Origin of the sequence: Kineococcus auxinigenes (assembly GCF_050871525.1) — a bacterium.
Classification (GTDB): domain Bacteria; phylum Actinomycetota; class Actinomycetes; order Actinomycetales; family Kineococcaceae; genus Kineococcus.
Genome location: NZ_JBKBCT010000072.1, coordinates 1 through 19,569, shown reverse-complemented (window position 1 = coordinate 19,569; position 19,569 = coordinate 1). Strand labels below are relative to the sequence as shown.

Genomic DNA, 19,569 nt, shown 5'->3' with positions numbered 1-19,569 from the left:
GGCCACCCGCGCGGGTGGCCGGCCGTCGTCGTGAGTGGGGCGCGGGTCAGTCCTGCGGCACCAGCCAGACGGCGCCCAGCGGCGGCACGCGCAGCGCGGCGGACTGCTGCTGGCTGTTCCACGCCGGCCCGTCGGCCACGATCGTGCCGGTGTTCACCACGCCGGAACCGCCGAAGCGCTCGGCGTCGGTGTTCAGGACCTCCTTCCAGCGGCCCGGCTGCGGCAGCCCGACGCGGAAGTCCTCGTAGGGGCTGCCGGAGAAGTTCACGACCACGGCCATGGGGCGGCCGTCGGTGGAGCGGCGCACGTAGGAGATCAGGTTGCGCTGGTTGTCGCCCCCGTCGATCCACTCGAAGCCCTCGGGGCTGAAGTCCTGCTCCCACAGCTCCGGGTGGGCCTTGTAGACGGCGTTGAGCTCGGTGACGAGGTCGTGCAGGCCCTTGTGCCAGGGGGTGTCCAGCAGCCACCAGTCCAGCGAGCGGGCCTCGGACCACTCGGCCTCCTGGCCCAGCTCGGCGCCCATGAACAGCAGCTGCTTGCCGGGGTGGGACCACATGTACGCCAGGTAGGCGCGCACGTTGGCGAGCTGCTGCCAGCGGTCGCCGGGCATCTTGCGCAGCAGCGAGCCCTTGCCGTGCACCACCTCGTCGTGGGAGATGGGCAGGCAGAACTTCTCGCTGAAGGCGTACACGAGGCTGAACGTCAGCTCGCCGTGGTGGTACTGCCGGTGCACGGGGTCCTGGGAGACGTACTGCAGGGAGTCGTGCATCCAGCCCATGTTCCACTTCAGGCCGAAGCCGAGGCCGCCGCCGCTGGTGGCGGCGGTGACGCCGGGGAACGCCGTGGACTCCTCGGCGATCATCATGATGCCGGGGGTGCGCTTGTAGGCGGTGGCGTTGGCCTCCTGCAGGAAGCTGATGGCCTCCAGGTTCTCCCGCCCGCCGTACTGGTTGGGCAGCCACTGGCCCTCCTCGCGGGAGTAGTCCAGGTACAGCATCGAGGCCACCGCGTCCACGCGCAGGCCGTCGGCGTGGAACTCCTCGAGCCAGTACAGCCCGGACGCCACGAGGAAGTTGCGCACCTCGCTGCGGCCGAAGTCGAAGACGTACGTGCCCCAGTCCATCTGCTCGCCGCGCCGCGGGTCGGGGTGCTCGTACAGCGCGGTGCCGTCGAAGCGCGCCAGGGCGAACTCGTCCTTGGGGAAGTGCCCGGGCACCCAGTCGATGATGACGCCGATGCCGGCCTGGTGCAGGCGGTCGATGAGGTACCGCAGCTCGTCGGGCGAACCCCACCGGGACGTGGGCGCGAAGTAGGACGTCACCTGGTAGCCCCAGGACCCGCCGAAGGGGTGCTCCATGACGGGCAGGAACTCCACGTGGGTGAACCCGGCCGCCGAGACGTACGCCGTGAGCTCCTCGGCCAGCTCCCGGTACCCCAGCCCCTGCCGCCAGGAGCCCAGGTGGACCTCGTAGATCGAGATGGGCCCGGCGTGCGGGTCGCTCGCGGCGCGCTTCGCCAGCCAGTCCGCGTCGCTCCACTCGTAGCCGGACTCGGCGACGACGGACGCGGTGGCCGGGGCCACCTCGGTGGCCTGGGCCATGGGGTCGGCCTTCTGCCGCCAGTGCCCGTCCTGCCCGAGGATCTCGAACTTGTAGCGCGAGCCGGCGCCGACGCCGGGCACGAACAGCTCCCACACGCCGGAGGAACCCAGCGAGCGCATCGACTCGGTGCGCCCGTTCCAGTGGTTGTGGTCGCCCACGACCCGCACGGCCTGCGCGTTGGGCGCCCACACGGCGAAGGCCGTGCCGTCCACCGGGCCCATGGGGCCCTGCCACTGGCGCACGTGCGCGCCCAGGACGTCCCACAGCTGCTCGTGGCGGCCCTCACCGATCAGGTGCAGGTCGACCTCGCCGACGCTGGGCAGGAAGCGGTAGGGGTCGTCGACCACCTGCGGTTCGCCGTCGGGGTACGTCACCTCCAGGCGGTAGTCGCCGACCTCGCCGCCGGGGTGCACCCCCGCCCACACGCCGTCGTGCTCGTGGACCAGGCCGACGCGACCGCCGTCGGCGGTCAGGACCGTCACGGCCGAGGCGAACGGCTTCAGGGTGCGGTAGGTCACGCCGCCGTCGTGCGGGTGCGCGCCGAGCACCGAGTGCGGCGACCAGTGGGACCCGGTGGCGACCTTGGCGAGGTCGTCCGCGTCCACGGGGCGGGGGGTGGCAGCTTCGCTCGACATGGGCTCCAGTCTCCGGTCGATGGGGGTGTCCCGCGCGTCGACGCGGGCGGCACCTGCTGTCAGGACGTCAGGCGCCGGACGGCGCCCAGCGGGATGTGCGACCAGTCGGGGCGGTTGCGGACCTCGTAGACGACCTCGTAGAGGGCCTTGTCCAGCTCCAGGGCCGCCAGCAGGGTGGCCGCCGCCGAACCCTCCTCGCGCGGGTCGACACCGGTGCCGGCGGCGTAGGCGGCCAGGAACGCCTCGCGGCAGGCGGCGGCCCAGCGCCCCGCGGCCGCCGGGTCGGGGCCGGTGGCGGCGGCGTAGTCGAAGGAGCGCAGCATGCCCGCCACGTCGCGCAGGGCCAGGTCGGGCACGCTGCGCTCGGCCAGCGGGCGCAGCGGCTCGCCCTCGAAGTCCAGCAGCACCCAGCCGCGCTCGGCCGAGCGCAGCACCTGCCCGAGGTGGTAGTCGCCGTGCACGCGCTGCAGGTCGGGAGCGCCGGCGACCCGGCGGACCGCGTCGACGCGCTCACCGGCGGCGGCGGCGAACTCGCGCAGCTGCGGCACCGCGGCGCACGCCCACGCCACGCGGGCGGCCAGCCCGTCGGCCAGCACCCCCAGCCGCTCGGGGGTGGCGGGTTCGGTCGGCAGTTCGCGGGCCAGGACGGCGTGCACCTCGGCGGTGGCGGCGCCCAGTTCCCCCGCCTCGGCGCTGAAGCCGCGGTCGGCGGCCACGGCGGCCGTGGCGACGCGCCAGGCGTCCTGCGAGCCGGCGAGGAACTCCGTCAGGTGGGCGAGGTGCCCGTGGGCCGTGCTGCCGTCCGGCGCGGTCCACTGCCCGTCGACCCACCCGGCCGGGCGGGGCACGCGCTCGCAGCCGGCGCCGGCCAGCGCGGTCTGGACGACCACGTCGGGGTTGTCCCCGGCGTTCAGGACGCGGAACACCTTGGCGATGAGGGGCGTCTGCTGCGAGCCCTGCGGCGCGGACACGACGATGGAGGTGTTGGACTGCTCCCCGCCGAGCACCTTGGTGCGCGCCCCCTCGGGCACGGGCAGGCCGCCGTCGGCGCTGGTGCCGTGCACGCCGAAGGACGCCGACCCGGCGCCCTCCTCGCCGGCGACCAGGGTCAGCAGCGCGCGGGTGAAGGTGGGGTCGTGGGGGCCGTCGTACACCCACGCCTCCGCGCCGTCCACGTCGGGCAGGTGCCCCACGAGCGCGGGGGCGAGGGAGTCGTCGGGGGCGTGGCGCACGGTCAGCGGCACGGAGTAGACGGTGCTGGTGGCGTCCTCGTCGGGGCCGGTGCGCACGGTGAGCGCGACGAGCTGGGCGACACCGCCCTCGTCCAGGGGGGTCCGCTCCAGCCGCTCCAGGCGCACGGAGGCGCCCTTGTGCGCGAACCAGCGCTGCTGCGGGGCCCACTCCACGAGCAGGCTGCCGAGCGCCGCGTCCGAGGCGGGGTCGGTGGTCACCGGGCCGGTCACGAGCCACCTCCGAGCTTGAGCCAGTAGAAGCCGCGCGGGCCGACGGTGACGGTCAGGCCGCCCTCGGCGTCGACGGCGGGGAAGGCGGAGCCGCCGAACAGGTCGCGCACGCTCGCGCCGGCCTGACCGGGCATGCGCAGCACCGCCGACTGCGCGTGGTCGGAGAGGTTGTTGACGCACAGCACCGTCTCGCCCTCCTGCTCCTGGGTGTCCTCCAGCACCCGCAGGTAGGCCAGGACGGCGTCGTTGCTGCAGTACCCCTCCTCCGGGCGCAGCGGCGCCGCGCCGACCGCGGCCTCCAGGGAGGCGTCCGCGGGGCTCAGCCCGTCCTCGGTGCTCTCCGGGTGGCGCGGGGTCAGCGGCACGTAGCGGCCCAGCCCGAACGCGGGGTGCGCCCGGCGCACGGCCAGGACGTCGCGCACCCAGTGCAGCAGCGAGCTGGAGGTCGCGAGCTGCGCCTCCACGTTGACGGCCTGGTAGTTGTAGACCAGCGACTGGATGGTCGGCAGGTACAGCTTGCCGGGGTCGGCGGAGGAGAAGCCGGCGTTGCGGTCCGGAGTCCACTGCATCGGGGTGCGCACCGCGTCGCGGTCGTCCAGCCAGATGTTGTCGCCCATGCCGATCTCGTCGCCGTAGTACAGGCACGGGCTGCCCGGCAGCGACAGCACGAGCGCGTGGATGAGCTCGATCTCGGGCCGGGAGTTGTCCAGCAGCGGCGCCAGGCGGCGGCGGATGCCGATGTTCGCGCGCATGCGCGGGTCCGGGGCGTACCAGCCGTACATGGCGGCGCGCTCCTCGGTGGTGACCATCTCCAGCGTCAGCTCGTCGTGGTTGCGCAGGAAGGTGCCCCACTGGCCGCTGGAGACGGGGATCTCCGGGGTCGCGGAGAGGATGTCGATGATCGGGGTGGCCTTGCCCTCGCGCATCGCGTAGTACAGGCGCGGCATGACGGGGAAGTGGAAGCACATGTGGCACTCCGGCTCCTCCTCGGTGCCGAAGTACTCCACCACGTCGAAGGGCCACTGGTTCGCCTCGGCCAGCAGCACCCGGCCGGGGTACTCGTCGTCGACCATCTTGCGCAGCCGCTTGAGGAACTGGTGGGTCGCGGGCAGGTTCTCCCCGTTGGTGCCCTCCTCCTCGTAGAGGTACGGGACCGCGTCGAGGCGGAAGCCGTCGATGCCCATGTCCATCCAGAAGCGGACGGTGTCGAACATCGCCTCCTCGACGGCCGGGTTGTCGAAGTTCAGGTCCGGCTGGTGCGAGAAGAAGCGGTGCCAGAAGTACTGCCGGCGCACCGGGTCGAACGTCCAGTTCGACGTCTCGGTGTCGACGAAGATGATGCGCGCGTCGGCGTACTTCTCGTCGGTGTCGCTCCAGACGTAGAAGTCCCCGTAGGGCCCGTCGGGGTCGGAGCGGCTGGCCTGGAACCACGGGTGCTGGTCGCTGGTGTGGTTCATCACCAGGTCGATGATGATGCGGATGCCGCGCTGGTGGGCCTCGGTCACCAGGCGCTGGAAGTCGGGCAGGGTGCCGAACTCCGGCAGCACCGCGTTGTAGTCGGCGATGTCGTACCCGCCGTCGCGCAGCGGGGAGGCGAAGAACGGGGGCAGCCACAGGCAGTCCACGCCGAGCCACTGCAGGTAGTCCAGCCGGTCGGTCAGGCCGGAGAAGTCCCCGGTGCCCGAGCCGTTGGAGTCGGAGAAGGCGCGGACCAGGGCCTCGTAGAAGACGGCGGTCTTGTACCACTGCGGGTCGTTCTTCAGGCCGGGCCGCGCGATGTGGAGGTTGTCCACGTCAGCCACCCGCCCCGTGCGGCAGGACGTGGAAGACGTGCGCGGGCTGGACGTACGGGTCCAGACGCACGTAGTCGTGCTCGCCCCACTCGTAGGTGGCGCCGGTCAGCTCGTCGCGGACGGGGAAGCGCTCCCACCACTGCCGGCCCAGCGCGGCCATGTCCAGGTGCACGGTCGTCTCGCGGGTGGCGTGCGGGTCCAGGTTCACCACCACCAGGACGAGGTCCTCCGTCCCGTCCAGCGCGACGCGGCGGCGGGAGAAGGCCAGGACGTTCTCGTCGTCGCAGGGGTGGAACACCGTGCCTCGCAGCTCCTGCAGCGCCGGGTGGGCGCGGCGCACCTCGTTCAGGCGCTTGAGGTAGGGCGCCAGGCTCCAGCCCTCGCGCTCCGCGCGCGCCCAGTCCCGCGGGCGGAACTGGTACTTCTCGTTGTCCAGCTGCTCCTCGGCGCCGGGCCGGGCGGCGTGCTCCACCAGCTCGTAGCCGGAGTAGATGCCCCACGACGGGCTCAGCAGGGCCGCCAGCACCGCGCGCAGCTTGAAGACCGGCGGGCCGCCGTACTGCATGGTGGGCGTGAGGATGTCGTGCGTGGTGGGCCAGAAGCTGGGGCGCATGTAGTGCGCCGACTCGGTCGTGAGCTGCTCGAGGTACTCGCGGATCTCCCAGCCGGCGTTGCGCCAGGCGAAGTAGGAGTAGGACTGCTGGAACCCGACCTTCGCCAGCGTGTTCATCATCGCCGGCTTGGTGAAGGCCTCCGAGAGCCACACCACCTCGGGGTGCTCGCGATTCACCTCGCCGATGAGCCACTCCCAGAACTCCACCGGCTTGGTGTGCGGGTTGTCCACCCGGAAGCAGGTGACGCCGTGCGAGATCCACACGTCCACGACCCGCTTGACCTCGGCGTAGATGCCCTCGGGGTCGTTGTCGAAGTTCAGCGGGTAGATGTCCTGGTACTTCTTCGGCGGGTTCTCCGCGTAGGCGATGGTGCCGTCGGCGCGGGTGGTGAACCACTCGGGGTGCTCGGTGACCCACGGGTGGTCCGGGGAGCACTGCAGCGCCAGGTCCAGGGCCACCTCCAGGCCCAGCTCCTTCGCCCGGGCCACGAAGAAGTCGAAGTCCTCGAAGGTGCCCAGCTCCGGGTGCAGGGCGTCGTGACCACCATCGGCCGCCCCGATCGCGTAGGGCGAGCCCGGGTCCAGCGGGCCTGCGTTCAGCGTGTTGTTCGGGCCCTTGCGGTTGGTCGTCCCGATGGGGTGGACCGGGACGAGGTAGGCGATGTCGAAGCCCATGTCCGCGATGGCCGGCAGCCGCTCCGCGGCGGTGCGGAAGGTGCCCGAGACCCAGCGGCCCGCCTCGTCGTCGAAGTACGCCCCCTCCGAGCGCGGGAAGAACTCGTACCAGCTGCTGAAGGCCGCCAGCCGCCGCTCCACGCGCAGCGGCAGGGTGGGGGAGGGGGAGACCATCTCCCGCACGGGCAGCCGGTCCAGCGCGGTGCGCACCTGCTCGGAGGTGCCCGCGGCCAGCCGCTCGGCGTCTCCCAGCGAGGTGTCGCGCAACCGGTCCACGGCGGCGCGCAGCACCTGCGCGCCCTCCTCGTCGCGGCCGGGCGCCCCGGCGGCGCGCTCCAGCAGGCGGGCGCCCTCCTCCAGCATGAGCGCCACGTCCACGCCGGCGCCGACCTTGATGGTGGCGTCGTGGTCCCAGGTGCCGTACGGGTCGGACCAGCCGTCCACCCGCAGCCCCCAGTCCCCCTCGGCGTCGGGGGACAGCACGGCCGCGTAGCGGTCGGTGCCCGCGTTGGTCAGGGTCATGCGCGCGCTGGGCCCGTCGGTGCCGTCCGGGCGCACCAGCACGGCGGTGGCGGCGACGGCGTCGTGGCCCTCGCGGAACACCGTGGCCGTCACCGGCACGAGTTCGCCGACCACCGCCTTGGACGGCCAGCGGCCCGCGTCCACGGCGGGCGCGACGTCGAGGACGGGGATGCGCCCGACCACCGGGCGGGTGCTCCCGGCGGCCGGGGTCGTGGTCACCTCGGGCGAGCCCTGGCGCTGCGTCGTGGCGGCACCGGTCCCGCGCGTCGTCGGCTGCTCCTTCGTCGTCACGTCCGGCAACCTACCGACGGCGGGCGGAGGTGTCGCGCGGGAACGCAGGACCTCCTGCGCCCCCGGGCTCCCCGGCGCGGGAGACCTGTCCCGGACGTGCCCGCGCGGCTACTGTCGCTGTTCGTGAGAGCCATCCGACGCTTCACCGTCCGCACCGTGCTCCCTGAACCGCTGGCCCCCCTGGGGGAGCTGGCCAGCAACCTGCGCTGGTCGTGGCACGAGCCCACCCGGGAGCTGTTCGAGTCGATGGACCCGGCGGCCTGGGTGGCGGTGCACCGCGAGCCCGGCGCGCTGCTGGGCGCCCTGAGCACGGAGCGGCTGGAGGCCCTGGCCGCCGACGCGGACTTCGTCGGACGGGTGCAGGAGGCGGCCGCCGACCTGAGGGCCTACCTCTCGCGCCCCGGCTGGTACGCCTCCCTGGGCGCCGGCGCCCCCGCGTCGATCGCCTACTTCTCGATGGAGTTCGGCATCACCGGGGCGCTGCCGCAGTACTCCGGCGGCCTGGGCATCCTCGCCGGCGACCACCTGAAGTCGGCCAGCGACCTGGCCGTGCCGATCGTCGGCGTGGGGCTGTTCTACGCCACCGGCTACTTCAAGCAGTCCCTCTCGCGCGACGGGTGGCAGCAGGAGACCTACCCGGTGCTGGACCCCGACGGCCTGCCGCTGGCGCTGCTGCGCGAGGCCGACGGCACCCCGGCGAAGGTGCACGTGGACCTGCCCGGCGGGCGCCGCCTGGCCGCGCAGGTGTGGAAGGCGCAGGTGGGCCGCGTCCCGCTGCTGCTGATGGACTCCGACGTGGAGGAGAACGACGACGCCGCGCGCGGGGTGACCGACCGCCTCTACGGCGGCGGCGGCGAGCACCGCCTGCAGCAGGAACTGCTGTGCGGAGTGGGCGGGGTGCGGGCGCTGCGGCTGTGGTCGCGGCTGACCGGTGCGCCCGAGCCGGAGGTCTACCACACCAACGAGGGGCACGCCGGTTTCCTGGGCGTGGAGCGCATCCGCGAGCACGTCGAGCGCGGCCTGAGCTTCGAGGAGGCGCTGGAGGCGGTGCGCGCCGCCACGGTGTTCACCACGCACACCCCCGTGCCCGCCGGCATCGACCGCTTCGGCCGCGACCAGATCGAGCTGTACTTCGGGCCGGGCAACCCGCTGCCCGGGGTGCCTGTGGAGCGCGTGCTGGCCCTGGGCTCGGAGGACTACGAGGGCGGGGACCCGGGCGTGTTCAACATGGCCGTGATGGGCCTGCGCCTGGCCCAGCGCGCCAACGGCGTCTCCCGGCTGCACGGCGCCGTCAGCCGCGGCATGTTCGACGGGCTGTGGCCGGGCTTCGACGCGCCCGAGGTGCCGATCAGCTCCATCACCAACGGCGTGCACGCGCCCACCTGGGTGGCGCCGGAGGTGCTGCGCATGGGCGAGCGCTACATCGGCCCGCAGCTGACGCGCGAGGGGCAGGGTTTCGAGAAGGTCGACCAGGTCCCCGACGAGGAGATCTGGCGCACGCGCCGCGTGCTGCGCGGCCGGCTCGTGGAGGACGCGCGCCGCCGGCTGCGGCTGTCCTGGCTGCAGCGCGGGGCCACCGAGGCCGAACTGGCCTGGACCCGCGACGTCCTGGACCCCGACGTGCTGACCATCGGCTTCGCCCGCCGCGTGCCCACCTACAAGCGGCTGACCCTCATGCTGCGCGACCCCGAGCGGCTGCGGGCGCTGCTGCTGCACCCGCAGCGGCCGGTGCAGCTGGTCATCGCCGGCAAGTCGCACCCGGCCGACGAGACCGGCAAGCGCCTCATCCAGCAGATGGTGCGCTTCGCCGACGACCCGGCGGTGCGCCACCGCATCGTGTTCCTGCCCAACTACGACATCACCATGGCGCTGTCGCTGTACCCCGGCTGCGACGTGTGGCTGAACAACCCGCTGCGCCCGTTCGAGGCGTGCGGCACCTCCGGCATGAAGGCCGCGCTCAACGGCGGCCTGAACCTGTCGATCCTCGACGGCTGGTGGGACGAGTGGTACGACGGCGGCAACGGCTGGGCGATCCCCACCGCCGACGGCGTGGAGGACCCCGAGCACCGCGACGACCTGGAGGCCGCGGCGCTGTACGACCTCGTGGAGAACTCCGTGGCCGCGAGGTTCTACGACCGCGACGAGCGCGGGCTGCCGGCGAGGTGGCTGGAGATGGTGCGCCACACCCTGGCCTCGCTGGGCCCCAAGGTGCTGGCCAGCCGCATGGTCACCGACTACGTGCAGCAGCTGTACGTGCCCGCGGCCCACGCGGGCCGGGCCGCGACGGCCTCGTCCGCCGCGGCCGCCAGGGAGCTGGCGCGCTGGAAGGGCGAGGTGCGCGGCGCGTGGGCGGGGGTGCGCGTGGACCACGTGGAGTCCTCCGGCGTGGGCGACTCCGCGCAGGTCGGCGACGTGCTGCACGTGCGCGGCTTCGTGTCGCTGGGGTCCCTGGCCCCCGCCGACGTCGAGGTGCAGGTCGTGCACGGACGCGTCAGCGAGTCCGACGAGCTGCGCCCCTCCGGGGTGGTGCCGCTGCGGCACGCGGAGGACTTCGGCGACGGCCGGCACCGCTACGAGGGGCAGGTCGCCCTGCGGCAGACCGGTCCCTTCGGGTACACCGTGCGGGTGCTGCCACGGCACGAGGGCTTGGCCACGCCGGCCGAGCTGGGACTGGTGGCGAACGCCTGAAGCGCACCGGGTGCCCGGCCGGGCCGGTCGTGACGCTCCTGCAGGGAGGGGACGGGTGAGCGACGTCCGCGCGGGCATGGCCCAGGTGCTGGTGGAACCCGGCGAGCGCGAGGCCAACCTCGCCCGCGCCGGCGAGGCGGTGCGCCGGGCGGCGCTGTCGGGGTGCGACGTCGTCGTGCTGCCCGAGTGCCTGGACCTGGGGTGGACGCACGAGAGCGCCCGCACGCGGGCCACGACCGTGCCCGGGCCGGTCACCGGTGTCCTCGCCGGCCTGGCGGCGGGCAACGGCGTCGTGCTCGCCGCCGGCCTGGTCGAGAGGTCGGGGGAGCGGATCCACAACTCCGCGGTGCTGGTGTCCGACCGGGGCGAGCTGCTGCTGCACCACCGCAAGGTCAACGAGCTGGACTTCGCGCGGCGCCTGTACTCGACGGGCTCGACCCTCGGCGTGGCTGAGACGCCGTTCGGCGTGGTGGGGCTGGACATCTGCGCGGACAACTCGCCCAGCTCGCTCGCCCTGGGGCACTCCCTCGGGCTCATGGGCGCCCAGTTGGTCCTCTCCCCGTCGGCGTGGGCGGTCCCGCCGGACCACGACGACCACGCCGAGCCCTACGGCGCGATGTGGCGGGAGTCCTACGGCGCCCTCGCCCGGGCCCACCGGATGTCCGTCGTCGGCGTCAGCAACGTCGGGCCCGTGGTCGGCGGCGACTGGGACGGCTGGCGCTGCATCGGGTGCTCCCTCGCCGTCGGCCCCGACGGCGAGGTGCTGGCCCAGGGCTCCTACGGCGAGCGGGCCGAGGAGCTCCTCGTCGTCACGGTGCCGGTCGGGCGGGCGGCGGGACCGGGACGTCCCGAGGGCCCGGGGAGCTGGGTTGTGCCCTGCGGATCGTGAGGGGGCGACTCCGCGGTCGTGTCGATGTCGTGACGTTCCCTCCCGCGGTGATCTTGCACGATTGAGGACTCAACCATGCAAGATCACCACGGGTGGGGGCGGTTTCGCTGCACACCGTCGCCGACACGACCGAGGGGTGACGGCCCGCCTCGGCGTGTCCGCCCCCATCTGCAGCACCGCTGTCCGCCGCAGGTTCGAGCGCACGGAAACGACGCATCCCATGCGCGATCACGACGGGACAAGACCTCGCGGTCTTGGCGCCTCTCTATGTCAAGAGGCGCCCCTTGCAGGCAAGGCGAGGGGTCGCGATGCTGGTGGCGGCGAGTCCGGGAAGTGACTTCTCCAAAGAGCCAGCATCGGGGTCCGAGTCGGCCGCGCTGGAGCCAGTAGACGCCCCCGCTTGTCCTCCCGGGCCCGTCGCCGGCGGCTGCTCCGCAGCGACCGACACCAGGTCGATAACCCGAACCTCCTCGGGCTCGGAGGGCGGCGAAGCGGCCTGCTTGGTGGCCTGCGCGTCAGCCACCATCTGCCGATAGACCGCATCGGGGAGCCGCCGCTTCAGGCAGCGCAGCGCCTCCATGGCCGACTTGCCTTCGGCGCGCTTGCGGTCGAAGTAGGCCCGCCCCGCGGTCGGGTTGCGCAACTGCACGATCGCCATGATGTGCAGCACCCGGTTCAAGCGCCGATTGCCCGACCGCGACAACCGGTGGTGCTCGTTGTCGCCGCTGGAGGCATCGATGGGCGCGGTCCCGTTCCAAGACGCGAAGTGTCCCCGGGTCGGGAACCGCGCGATGTCGCCGACGTCACCCAGCAACCGCGCGGCACTGGATGGGCCGATGCCGCTCAACTCCATCAGGTGCGACCCGGAGTCGACGACGAGCATCTTCAGCTGCTGGTTCGCGACTTTGATCTTCGCCTCCACCGCCGCCAGTTCGGCGATCAACTCCGCCGCCAGCTGCCGTCGGGTCCGGGCCACGACATCGCGTGGTCGGATGCCGGCCAGGATCGTCTTGGCCTGCGCTGCAGACAGGAACCGCTTAGCGCCGCCGCCGATCAACTCACCCAACAAGCGGTGGATCCGATTGGCCGTCTCGGTCTTGCGGACCCCCAGCTCATCGCGGCGATCGGCCAGCAGACGCAACGCGACGTGCTCACCGTCAACTTCGACCGCCCGCAGCTTCCCCGAGCGTGAAGCGGCCAAAGCGATGGAGTGCGCATCGGTGGCGTCGGTTTTGCGGCCCTGGCCGGTATTGAAGACGCGGACCTGCGCCGACAGCTTCGTCGGCACGTCGATCACCGTCTCGCCCTCGGCGACCAGGCGCTGGGCGCATGGGGGCACCTCCCGCTTGCGGGGGAGCTTGCCGACTCCACCGGCACCTTCGACCGCCCACGTCCGCTGCGACCAGACCCGCGTCCTGTGACGCAGGGCGCGGTAGCCGGCGGTGTCGGTGGCGAAGCGCTCGACGTGCAGCACCTGTTCGCGCTGGTCGATGACCTCGATGGTCACCGACCGTTTGTGGGGGTCGACGCCGATGATCACGGGCTTCCTGCTGGTTGCCATCACTGCCTGCTCTTCCTCGAGGTTGCAGTTCCTCGGCGGGGTGGGCAGCACTACTTGGGGATGGATCGCACAAGCCTCTCTTGAGCCACTCCCCGCCAGCGGTGCCCGACGCTCCACACGCCAAGACAGAGCCACACCCATGAGCGGGTGGACAGTCGATAAGGGAGCGTCACGCCGGGCACCTCGGCTCCAGCCTGGCCGGGCTCGGGCCGTGAAGGAAGTCAACAAGTAGTCGATGACCGCGCCTGGGAAGAGGCGTCGTCGTGGGTCGGTCGTGATGGGGGGGGGGGGGGTCACTGCACCAAGCAGGTGCGGGCGGCCTGGATGACCGCTTGCGCGACGCGATCCAGCGCTGGGGAGCGCAGCTTCCACTGCTGCCAGTACAGCGCGACGTCGATCGCGCCGGATGGGTCGACGTCCAGGACGTGGTCGCCGTCCTGGACGGGGTGGGCCTGCAGCTCGGGCAGCATGCCCCAGCCCATGCCCAGGCGGACGGCGGTCAGGAAGTCGGCGGTGGAGGGCACGTGGTGCACTGGCGGGTGCGCCGGAGCGGGCAGGCGCTGACGCAGGTAGCGGTGCTGCAGGTCGTCCTTGCGGTCGAAGAGCACCACGGGAGCTGCGCCCAGCGCCTCGGGTGTGACCCCCTCGGGGAACCAGCGCCGGGCGAAGGCGGGCGCCGCCATCGGCCGGTAGCGCATTGCGCCCAGCCGGGTCACCGTGCAGCCGGCCACGGGGTCGGGGTCGGTGGTGATGGCGGCCACCACCGTGCCCGCGCGCAGCAGGCCCGCGGTGTGCGCCTCGTCGTCGCGGTGCAGGTCGAAGCACGGTCCGGCTCCCGCCGGTGCGGCGGACAGTGGAGCCAGCGCGGGCAGCACCCACGTACCCAGGGAGTCGGCGTTGACGGCGATCGGCAGGCTCTGGTGCTGCCCGGAGCCGGCGTCCAGCTCGGCGAGGGTCTCGTCGGCCAGCAGCTCGACCTGACGGGCCAGGCGAAGCAGCACCTCGCCGGACTCGGTGACCCGCACCGGCTTGCTGCGCACCAGCAGCACCCGGCCGGTGGCCACCTCCAGAGCACGCAGCCGCTGGCTGACCGCCGAGGGCGTCACGTGCAAAGCGCGGGCGGCCGCCTCGAGGGTGCCCTCGGAGACCGCAGCGCTCAACGCGCGCAGGTGGGCGAGGTCCACATCCATGAACAGCGATGCTAACGATGGTGCAGAAGAGTTAGCTTCCCTCCTCGTCTGAGGGATGCTTACGGTCGCCCGGTGCTGCCGCCCGCCCTCCTCGCTGCCCTCTCCGGTCTCGCCCTGGGCCTGTCGTTGATCGTGGCCATCGGCTCGCAGAACGCCTTCGTGCTGCGCCAGGGCCTGCTCGCTCAGCGCACCGGCGCGGTGGTGCTGGTGTGCGTGCTCTCCGACGCGGTGCTCATCGCCGCCGGGGTGGCCGGTGCCGGCGCCGTCGTGCGCAGTGCGCCCGGTGTGCTGGACGTGGTGCGCTTCGCCGGTGCGGCCTTCCTGGCCGCCTACGGCGTGCTGGCCGCTCGCCGGGCGCTGCACCCGCAGGCGCTGGACCCGCGCGGCGGTGGCGCGCCGGCCTCCCTGGCCGCCACGGTCGGCACGGCGCTGGCTCTGACCTGGCTGAACCCGCACGTCTACCTCGACACCGTCGTCCTGCTCGGCTCGATCGCGCAGAACCACCCCGGGCGGCAGTGGTGGTTCGCCGCCGGGGCGGCCCTGGGCAGCGCGCTGTGGTTCACCGCGCTGGGCTACGGAGCGGCGCTGCTGCGCCCGCTGTTCGCCCGGCCGCGCGCCTGGCAGGTGCTGGACGCGCTCATCGCACTGGTGATGTTCACCCTGGCCGCGTCCTTGCTCCTGAGCACCGTCTGAGCCGGACCTGGCGGTCGGTGACCAGGGGGCGGGTGCAGAACGGAGGGCACCGCTGCAGTCGCAGCTGACCTGCAGACCTGCGCGACACCAGCTGATCACGGTGTGGTCCGTGCGGTCGTGGCGCGGAGCGGGACGCTCGGTCATCCCGCGGACAGTGCGCGGTCAGGGCCAGCCGGCGACTTCACGGACTTGCCGATGACCGAGTGGTCGCAGGCAGTGCTTCGCCGGCCTTGCGGTCCGGAAGGCCAGGGGTCAGCCCGCTGACCTCCGGGCTGGTCTGGCGGGTCCTCGCTACTCCCAGGTCCGCCTTGACCACGGCCGTGGGTGAGCGGGCGTCCACTCACCAGGGGACGACACCGCCATCGTCGAAGAAGCCCCCGCGTGGCCCGTCATCGGGCAAGGTCGCCAACCGCACAGCGATGGCGGCACCGTGCTCTGGCGTGCGCTCTCCCGCGAAGCCGGTGAAGTCGGTCGCGACGTAGCCGGGGCACGCGGCGTTGACAATCACTTTCGTGTCCGCCAGGCGGCGGGCGTACTGCGCGGTGATGCTGTTGAGCATCGACTTCGACGGCGCGTAGGCGGCCAGCTGCGGACCGGTCTGCAGGGCCAGGGAGCCCATGTTGCTGGACATGTTCACGATGCGCGGGGAGGGCGCACGCAGCAGCAGCGGCAGCATCGCGTTGGTCACCCGCACCACCCCGAAGACGTTGGTGTCCAAGACGGTGCGCACGACGTCGAGGTTCAGCGTGGTGGGGTCCTGCGCGCCACCGTCCGTGCGCCCGGAGATGCCGGCGTTGTTGACCAGAACGTCAAGGCGTCCGGTCCTGTCCTCGACGGCCGCCGCCGCCACGGCGGCGCTGTCCTCGGACGTGACGTCCAGAGCCACCCCGAAGGCATCGATGCCCGCGGCACGCAGGCGCTGCACCGCCTCCTCGCGCCGGACCTTCGAGCGCGCCCCCACCGCGACGGTGAAGCCGGCTGCTCCCAACCCTTGGGCGATGGCGAATCCGATGCCCTTGTTCGCGCCGGTCACCAGCGCGGTCTTCGTCTCGTCCATGCTCGCGATGTTCACTGCTCGGCCCAGCCGACGTCCAAGACCATCCGACTCATTCGTGATACCCAGGAAGTATCAACATCTAGACTGCGTCCATGGTCGAGCTGGAAACGCGCGAGCTGCGCTACTTCGTCGCCGTGGCAGAGGAGTTGCACTTCGGGCGCGCCGCGGAGCGCCTCGGCATCGCCCAACCGCCGCTGTCACGGGCGGTCCGCCGGCTGGAGCACCGGCTCGGCGTTCGCCTGCTCGAGCGCGACCGCCGGGGCACGGTGCTGACCGAGGCCGGGGCGGTGCTGCTGGACGAGGCCCGTTCGGCCCTGGATGCGGTCGCGGCCGCCGCGCGCCGGACCCGGCGTGCGGGCACTGCCGAGCGTCCGCTGGTGCTCGCCGCCAAGGCCGGCGCCTCCCACGAGGTGCTCCAGCGCCTCTTGGACGCGGTGGAGGGCCACCCCGTACCCCTGCCGGTGGAGGTCCTGCTGTGTGAGGTCGGCGAGCAGGCGCACCTGCTGCACCAAGGGCGCGCCGACGCAGCGATCATGCACCGCCCGGTGGACGACCTGACCGGCCTGGACGCCGAGGACCTGCTCACCGAGGGTCAAGTCGCCCTCCTGCCCGCGGATCATCCTCTGGCCGCGCACGAGCAGCTGACCTTGGCCCAGGTCAGCAACGTGCCGGACCTGCCGATGGCGCGCTGGCCTCGGCTGGACGGGACCTACCCCGCCGGGCCTGGACCCGAGGTGCGCACCCAGTCCCAGCTCGCCCAGCTGGTAGCCCTCGGCAAGGCGCTGCTGGTCATCCCCGCCTCCGCCCGCGCCTGGCAGTGGCCCGACCACGTCGCAGTGCCCGTCCCTGACGCCACGCGGATCACCACGGTGCTCGCCTGGCCGGCCACCAGCCGCTCCTCTGCGGTCGCCTCCTTGGTCCGCACCGCCGCCCACGTCAGTGCCTCCGACGCGACGACGCCGATGCTGCCTTGATCGACCTGCTCGCCGAACACGGTGTCCGTACGCGTGAGCCGGGTGAGTCGGTCGGCAGCTCGTACCTACCGGAGTCGCGGTCCAGCTCTCGTTCAGACGCGCGCTCACGCCGCCTTCCGGGCGCGGTCGCCGTCTTGAAAACGGTTGCGGGCTCAGGCGGTCAACGCAACACCTCCGCCGTGGAACGGACACAGAATTCCGGGCGGAGCCTTCTAGGCACGAAGAGCACCGACCGAGGACGGTGAGGCGGGTCCGAGAGGTGACCTGCCTCGACGCATCCCTGCCGGGTCCGGGCCGGCTGCGCAGGAGCCGGTGATCGCCCGCGCCAAGCCCGTCGCCACCGCCTCTGTAAGCAGGCTCCGCACGTTCACCGTCGAGCCCCAGGGGCTACGGCGGATAGCGTGATCGGGTGCACCACGACATGACGGACGTCGAGCCTGCTCACCCGTTGCGCGTCGTTCTGGACGCGCACGCACGCACCCTCGCGACCGCCACCGCGCGCTACTCCTGGCGCACCCCGGTGGAGGGTCCGGTCCACACGTCGGCGTACGGACACACGGACCTGACGACAGGGGCGGCGACGATGACCACGGTCACCACGACATCCCCCTCGCCTCCACCTCCTGCCGGCGACGGGGTCCTCGTGCTCGACGGGCTCATAGCGCTGCCCGGCCAGAGCACACCCGAGGAGATGACGGCGCACGCCCTCCTCGTCCCGAAGGCCGGCACGTTGTCGATGATCCTCCTCGACGGGCCACCCACCCAGGACGAACAGGGGCGCTGGACCAGCTCACGCGCGGACGCCACCCGCCTGACGATGGAGGTCGACCCGCTCCTGGGAAGCGTCGCCGCCACCTTTCACTGGCTCGCGGCGGTGACGAGCGCGGAACCGGACGATGCCCCGGGCCGGTACCGAGTGGACCTCGACCTGTCCCAGCTCGTGGACGACGCCCACCCGCAGCGGCGCGAGATGGTGCGGCTCACCCTGGACCGCCTCCAACCCGGCCTGTCCTCCGGATCCGCCTCGCGAACCGTTTCGGGAATCGTGGAGGTCGACCCGGCTTCCGGATTCGTCACGTCGTTCAGCGTCACGACAGACGGGCCGGACGAGGGACCTCAGATCGATCCGGTCTTGTTGGAACTGCGGGACCACGGTGTCGCCGCGCAGGTCGAGGTTCCGCCAGCACGCGAGTGAGGCCAGGCCGCCGCAACGGGCACTGTCACCCTGGCCGCGTCACACATGAAGACTCCCCGGCTGAGGCGGAAGCGCAGCTGATCTTCCCGTGATGTGGCGGTTCGGGACGCACGGTCATCCCGCGCTGCGCGCGACGTCACGGTCATCCCGCGCACCGGATGCGATCATGGGCAGGCGGCGACGTCCTGACATGTCGAAGCGCGAGCGTTGATCTTGAGGGCTGCGCAGGCGTCATGGACGGCCCCGCCTCCCCCAGGGCGGGGTGCGTCGAGGCGTTGTCGGATAGCAGCGGTAGGACTGGCAGGAGTGAGTCAGCCCCCTGGAAGGAGAGCCGCCGTGGCTCAGTACGCCGTCCTGGTCTACGCCGACGACTCCGCTCACGCGCCGGACGCCACGGCGGCCGACACCGCCTCGTGCGACCAGCACGCCGACGAACTCGCGGCCGCGGACTCGATGCTCACGGCCTACGCGCTGACGCCGCGGGAGATGGCGACATCCCTGCGGGCGGGCTCGGTCACCAAGGGACCGTTCATCGACTCCCAGCAGGTCGTCGCCGGCTTCTACGTCATCGAGGCGCCCGACCTGGACGCGGCCCTGGCCATCGCCGGCACCAACCCCGTGCTCCGCGAGGGCGGCGGCGTCGGGGTGCGTCCGGTGCACAGCGGTGGGGTCGTCGAGCGCGTGGGCGCGTAGCGGTCGAGGCGACCGACGTCGGCAGGCACCGTCGGCGGTGGTCCGACCACACGCTCATCCCGCGGTGATGGTGCAACCACCGCACTGCCGAGCCACGGGGCAGACTCCCGCAGGTGCAGTCACCGGCCAACCCGCCCCGTCAGGCCCTGCTCGAGCAGCTCGCCGCCGAGGTCGACGCTCTACCCGCCGACCCCTACGTCCGCATCGGCATCGACGGCGTCGACGGAGCCGGCAAGAGCGTCCTCGCCGGTGAGCTCACCACCGCCCTGCGCGCCCGAGGGCGCACGGTGGTCCACGCCTCCATCGACGGCTTCCACCACCCTCGCGCCCTGCGCCACGCCCGCGGATCCCGCGACCCCGAGGGCTTCTACCGCGACTCCTACGACCTGACCGCCTTCCAGGAGCAGCTGCTCGACCCCTTCGCCCCCCGCGGCCACGGCCGCCACCGCACCCACGTCTTCGACGCCCGCACCGACACCGCCGACCTCGCCGAACAGCAGCAGGCCGTGCCCGACACCATCCTGATCGTCGACGGGATCTTCCTGCACCGGCCCGAGCTGCGCGGGTACTGGACGTGGTCGCTGTGGCTGGAGGTCGACCGGGCCACCACCTTGCAGCGCTGCGTCGCCCGGGACGGCTCCGGCTCGCCCGACCCTGCTGACGCTTCCAACCGCCGCTACGTTGAAGGCCAGCAGCTGTACGTGCGTGAAGCCGCACCGCAGCTGCAGGCCACCCACGTCGTGGACAACAACGACCTGACCCGGCCGGTCTCGCTGCGCTGACCGGGCACTCCGGCGAGCCAGTACACGTCTGCCGACCTCACGGTCATCCCGCGCTGCACGTGCACCTCGCTCAGCAGGTGCCCTCGACCTTCGCCTGCGTGACCGGCTCGTCGTAGTGGTCGCCGCCTGTCAAGGCCCGGGTTTGATGGAGGGTGTGAAGCAACGCTCAGGCCGCGGCGACGACCTCGGCAGTGGTGTCGAATCGGGCCTGGTACTCGATCGGCGGGACCATCCCGAGCTCGCCGTGCAGGCGA

General features: G+C 72.4%; 14 protein-coding genes. 7 read left to right on the top strand and 7 right to left on the bottom strand.

Translation table 11 applies throughout. From position 1 onward, the window contains the following. Window positions 1-46: 46 nt before the first annotated feature. From glgB to ACRYR9_RS16335, 4 genes are read right to left on the bottom strand one after another with little or no spacing between them, the layout of a single operon-like run. Window positions 47-2,236 (bottom strand): 1,4-alpha-glucan branching protein GlgB, encoded by a 2,190-nt coding sequence (gene glgB / locus ACRYR9_RS16350; RefSeq protein ID WP_432493530.1) that lies wholly within the window; start codon window positions 2,234-2,236, stop codon window positions 47-49. 59 nt (window positions 2,237-2,295) lie between these two features. Further along, window positions 2,296-3,699, bottom strand: coding sequence for a maltokinase N-terminal cap-like domain-containing protein (locus ACRYR9_RS16345; RefSeq protein WP_432493532.1), 1,404 nt, complete (start codon window positions 3,697-3,699; stop codon window positions 2,296-2,298). After that, on the bottom strand, window positions 3,696-5,492 hold the full coding sequence (treS, locus tag ACRYR9_RS16340) for a maltose alpha-D-glucosyltransferase (RefSeq protein ID WP_432493534.1): 1,797 nt from the start codon (window positions 5,490-5,492) through the stop codon (window positions 3,696-3,698). The genes ACRYR9_RS16345 and treS overlap by 4 nt, the downstream gene beginning before the upstream one ends. 1 nt (window position 5,493) lies before the next feature. Beyond that, window positions 5,494-7,593 carry an alpha-1,4-glucan--maltose-1-phosphate maltosyltransferase gene (locus tag ACRYR9_RS16335; protein ID WP_432493536.1) on the bottom strand — a complete coding sequence of 700 codons (2,100 nt, stop codon included), beginning with the start codon at window positions 7,591-7,593 and terminating at the stop codon, window positions 5,494-5,496. 123 nt (window positions 7,594-7,716) lie between these two features. On the opposite strand from ACRYR9_RS16335, the gene glgP reads away from it, so the two are divergent. Together glgP and ACRYR9_RS16325 are read left to right on the top strand one after the other, a co-directional pair. Next, window positions 7,717-10,281, top strand: a complete 2,565-nt coding sequence (gene glgP, locus ACRYR9_RS16330) for an alpha-glucan family phosphorylase (RefSeq protein WP_432493538.1) — start codon at window positions 7,717-7,719, stop codon at window positions 10,279-10,281. A gap of 55 nt (window positions 10,282-10,336) precedes the next feature. Next, complete coding sequence (locus tag ACRYR9_RS16325; RefSeq protein ID WP_432493540.1) at window positions 10,337-11,170, top strand: carbon-nitrogen hydrolase family protein; 834 nt, start codon at window positions 10,337-10,339, stop codon at window positions 11,168-11,170. 265 nt (window positions 11,171-11,435) lie between these two features. On the opposite strand, the gene ACRYR9_RS16320 is transcribed toward ACRYR9_RS16325, so the two are convergent. Beyond that, window positions 11,436-12,731 (bottom strand): IS110 family RNA-guided transposase, encoded by a 1,296-nt coding sequence (locus tag ACRYR9_RS16320; protein ID WP_459077414.1) that lies wholly within the window; start codon window positions 12,729-12,731, stop codon window positions 11,436-11,438. 293 nt (window positions 12,732-13,024) lie between these two features. Then, a complete protein-coding gene (locus tag ACRYR9_RS16315; RefSeq protein WP_432493544.1) occupies window positions 13,025-13,921 on the bottom strand; it encodes a LysR family transcriptional regulator ArgP in 897 nt (298 codons plus the stop codon). A gap of 75 nt (window positions 13,922-13,996) precedes the next feature. On the opposite strand from ACRYR9_RS16315, the gene ACRYR9_RS16310 reads away from it, so the two are divergent. Next, window positions 13,997-14,614 (top strand): LysE/ArgO family amino acid transporter, encoded by a 618-nt coding sequence (locus ACRYR9_RS16310; RefSeq protein ID WP_432493558.1) that lies wholly within the window; start codon window positions 13,997-13,999, stop codon window positions 14,612-14,614. A 340-nt stretch (window positions 14,615-14,954) separates the two neighbouring features. Here the strand turns inward: ACRYR9_RS16310 and ACRYR9_RS16305 are convergent, their stop codons facing one another. Next, window positions 14,955-15,671: an SDR family oxidoreductase gene (locus tag ACRYR9_RS16305; RefSeq protein ID WP_432493546.1), complete on the bottom strand. Its 717-nt coding sequence runs from the start codon at window positions 15,669-15,671 to the stop codon at window positions 14,955-14,957. A 92-nt stretch (window positions 15,672-15,763) separates the two neighbouring features. Between ACRYR9_RS16305 and ACRYR9_RS16300 the strand changes: the two genes are divergently transcribed. The 4 genes from ACRYR9_RS16300 (at window position 15,764) to ACRYR9_RS16285 (ending at window position 19,315) form a co-directional block, all read left to right on the top strand. Further along, a complete protein-coding gene (locus ACRYR9_RS16300; RefSeq protein ID WP_432493548.1) occupies window positions 15,764-16,645 on the top strand; it encodes a LysR family transcriptional regulator in 882 nt (293 codons plus the stop codon). 409 nt (window positions 16,646-17,054) lie between these two features. Then, a complete protein-coding gene (locus tag ACRYR9_RS16295) occupies window positions 17,055-17,840 on the top strand; it encodes a hypothetical protein (RefSeq protein ID WP_432493550.1) in 786 nt (261 codons plus the stop codon). Between the two features lie 336 nt (window positions 17,841-18,176). After that, window positions 18,177-18,533, top strand: a complete 357-nt coding sequence (locus ACRYR9_RS16290; RefSeq protein WP_432493552.1) for a YciI family protein — start codon at window positions 18,177-18,179, stop codon at window positions 18,531-18,533. A 113-nt stretch (window positions 18,534-18,646) separates the two neighbouring features. Next, window positions 18,647-19,315, top strand: coding sequence for a nucleoside/nucleotide kinase family protein (locus ACRYR9_RS16285; protein WP_432493554.1), 669 nt, complete (start codon window positions 18,647-18,649; stop codon window positions 19,313-19,315). Window positions 19,316-19,569: the final 254 nt, after the last annotated feature.

Excerpts from the sequence above, each read along its gene's own strand:
- glgB (WP_432493530.1), bottom strand. The coding sequence starts at position 2,236 with ATGTCGAGCGAAGCTGCCACCCCCCGCCCCGTGGACGCGGACGACCTC.
- ACRYR9_RS16320 (WP_459077414.1), bottom strand. The coding sequence starts at position 12,731 with ATGGCAACCAGCAGGAAGCCCGTGATCATCGGCGTCGACCCCCACAAA.
- ACRYR9_RS16315 (WP_432493544.1), bottom strand. The coding sequence starts at position 13,921 with ATGGATGTGGACCTCGCCCACCTGCGCGCGTTGAGCGCTGCGGTCTCC.
- ACRYR9_RS16305 (WP_432493546.1), bottom strand. The coding sequence starts at position 15,671 with ATGGACGAGACGAAGACCGCGCTGGTGACCGGCGCGAACAAGGGCATC.
- ACRYR9_RS16300 (WP_432493548.1), top strand. The coding sequence starts at position 15,764 with ATGGTCGAGCTGGAAACGCGCGAGCTGCGCTACTTCGTCGCCGTGGCA.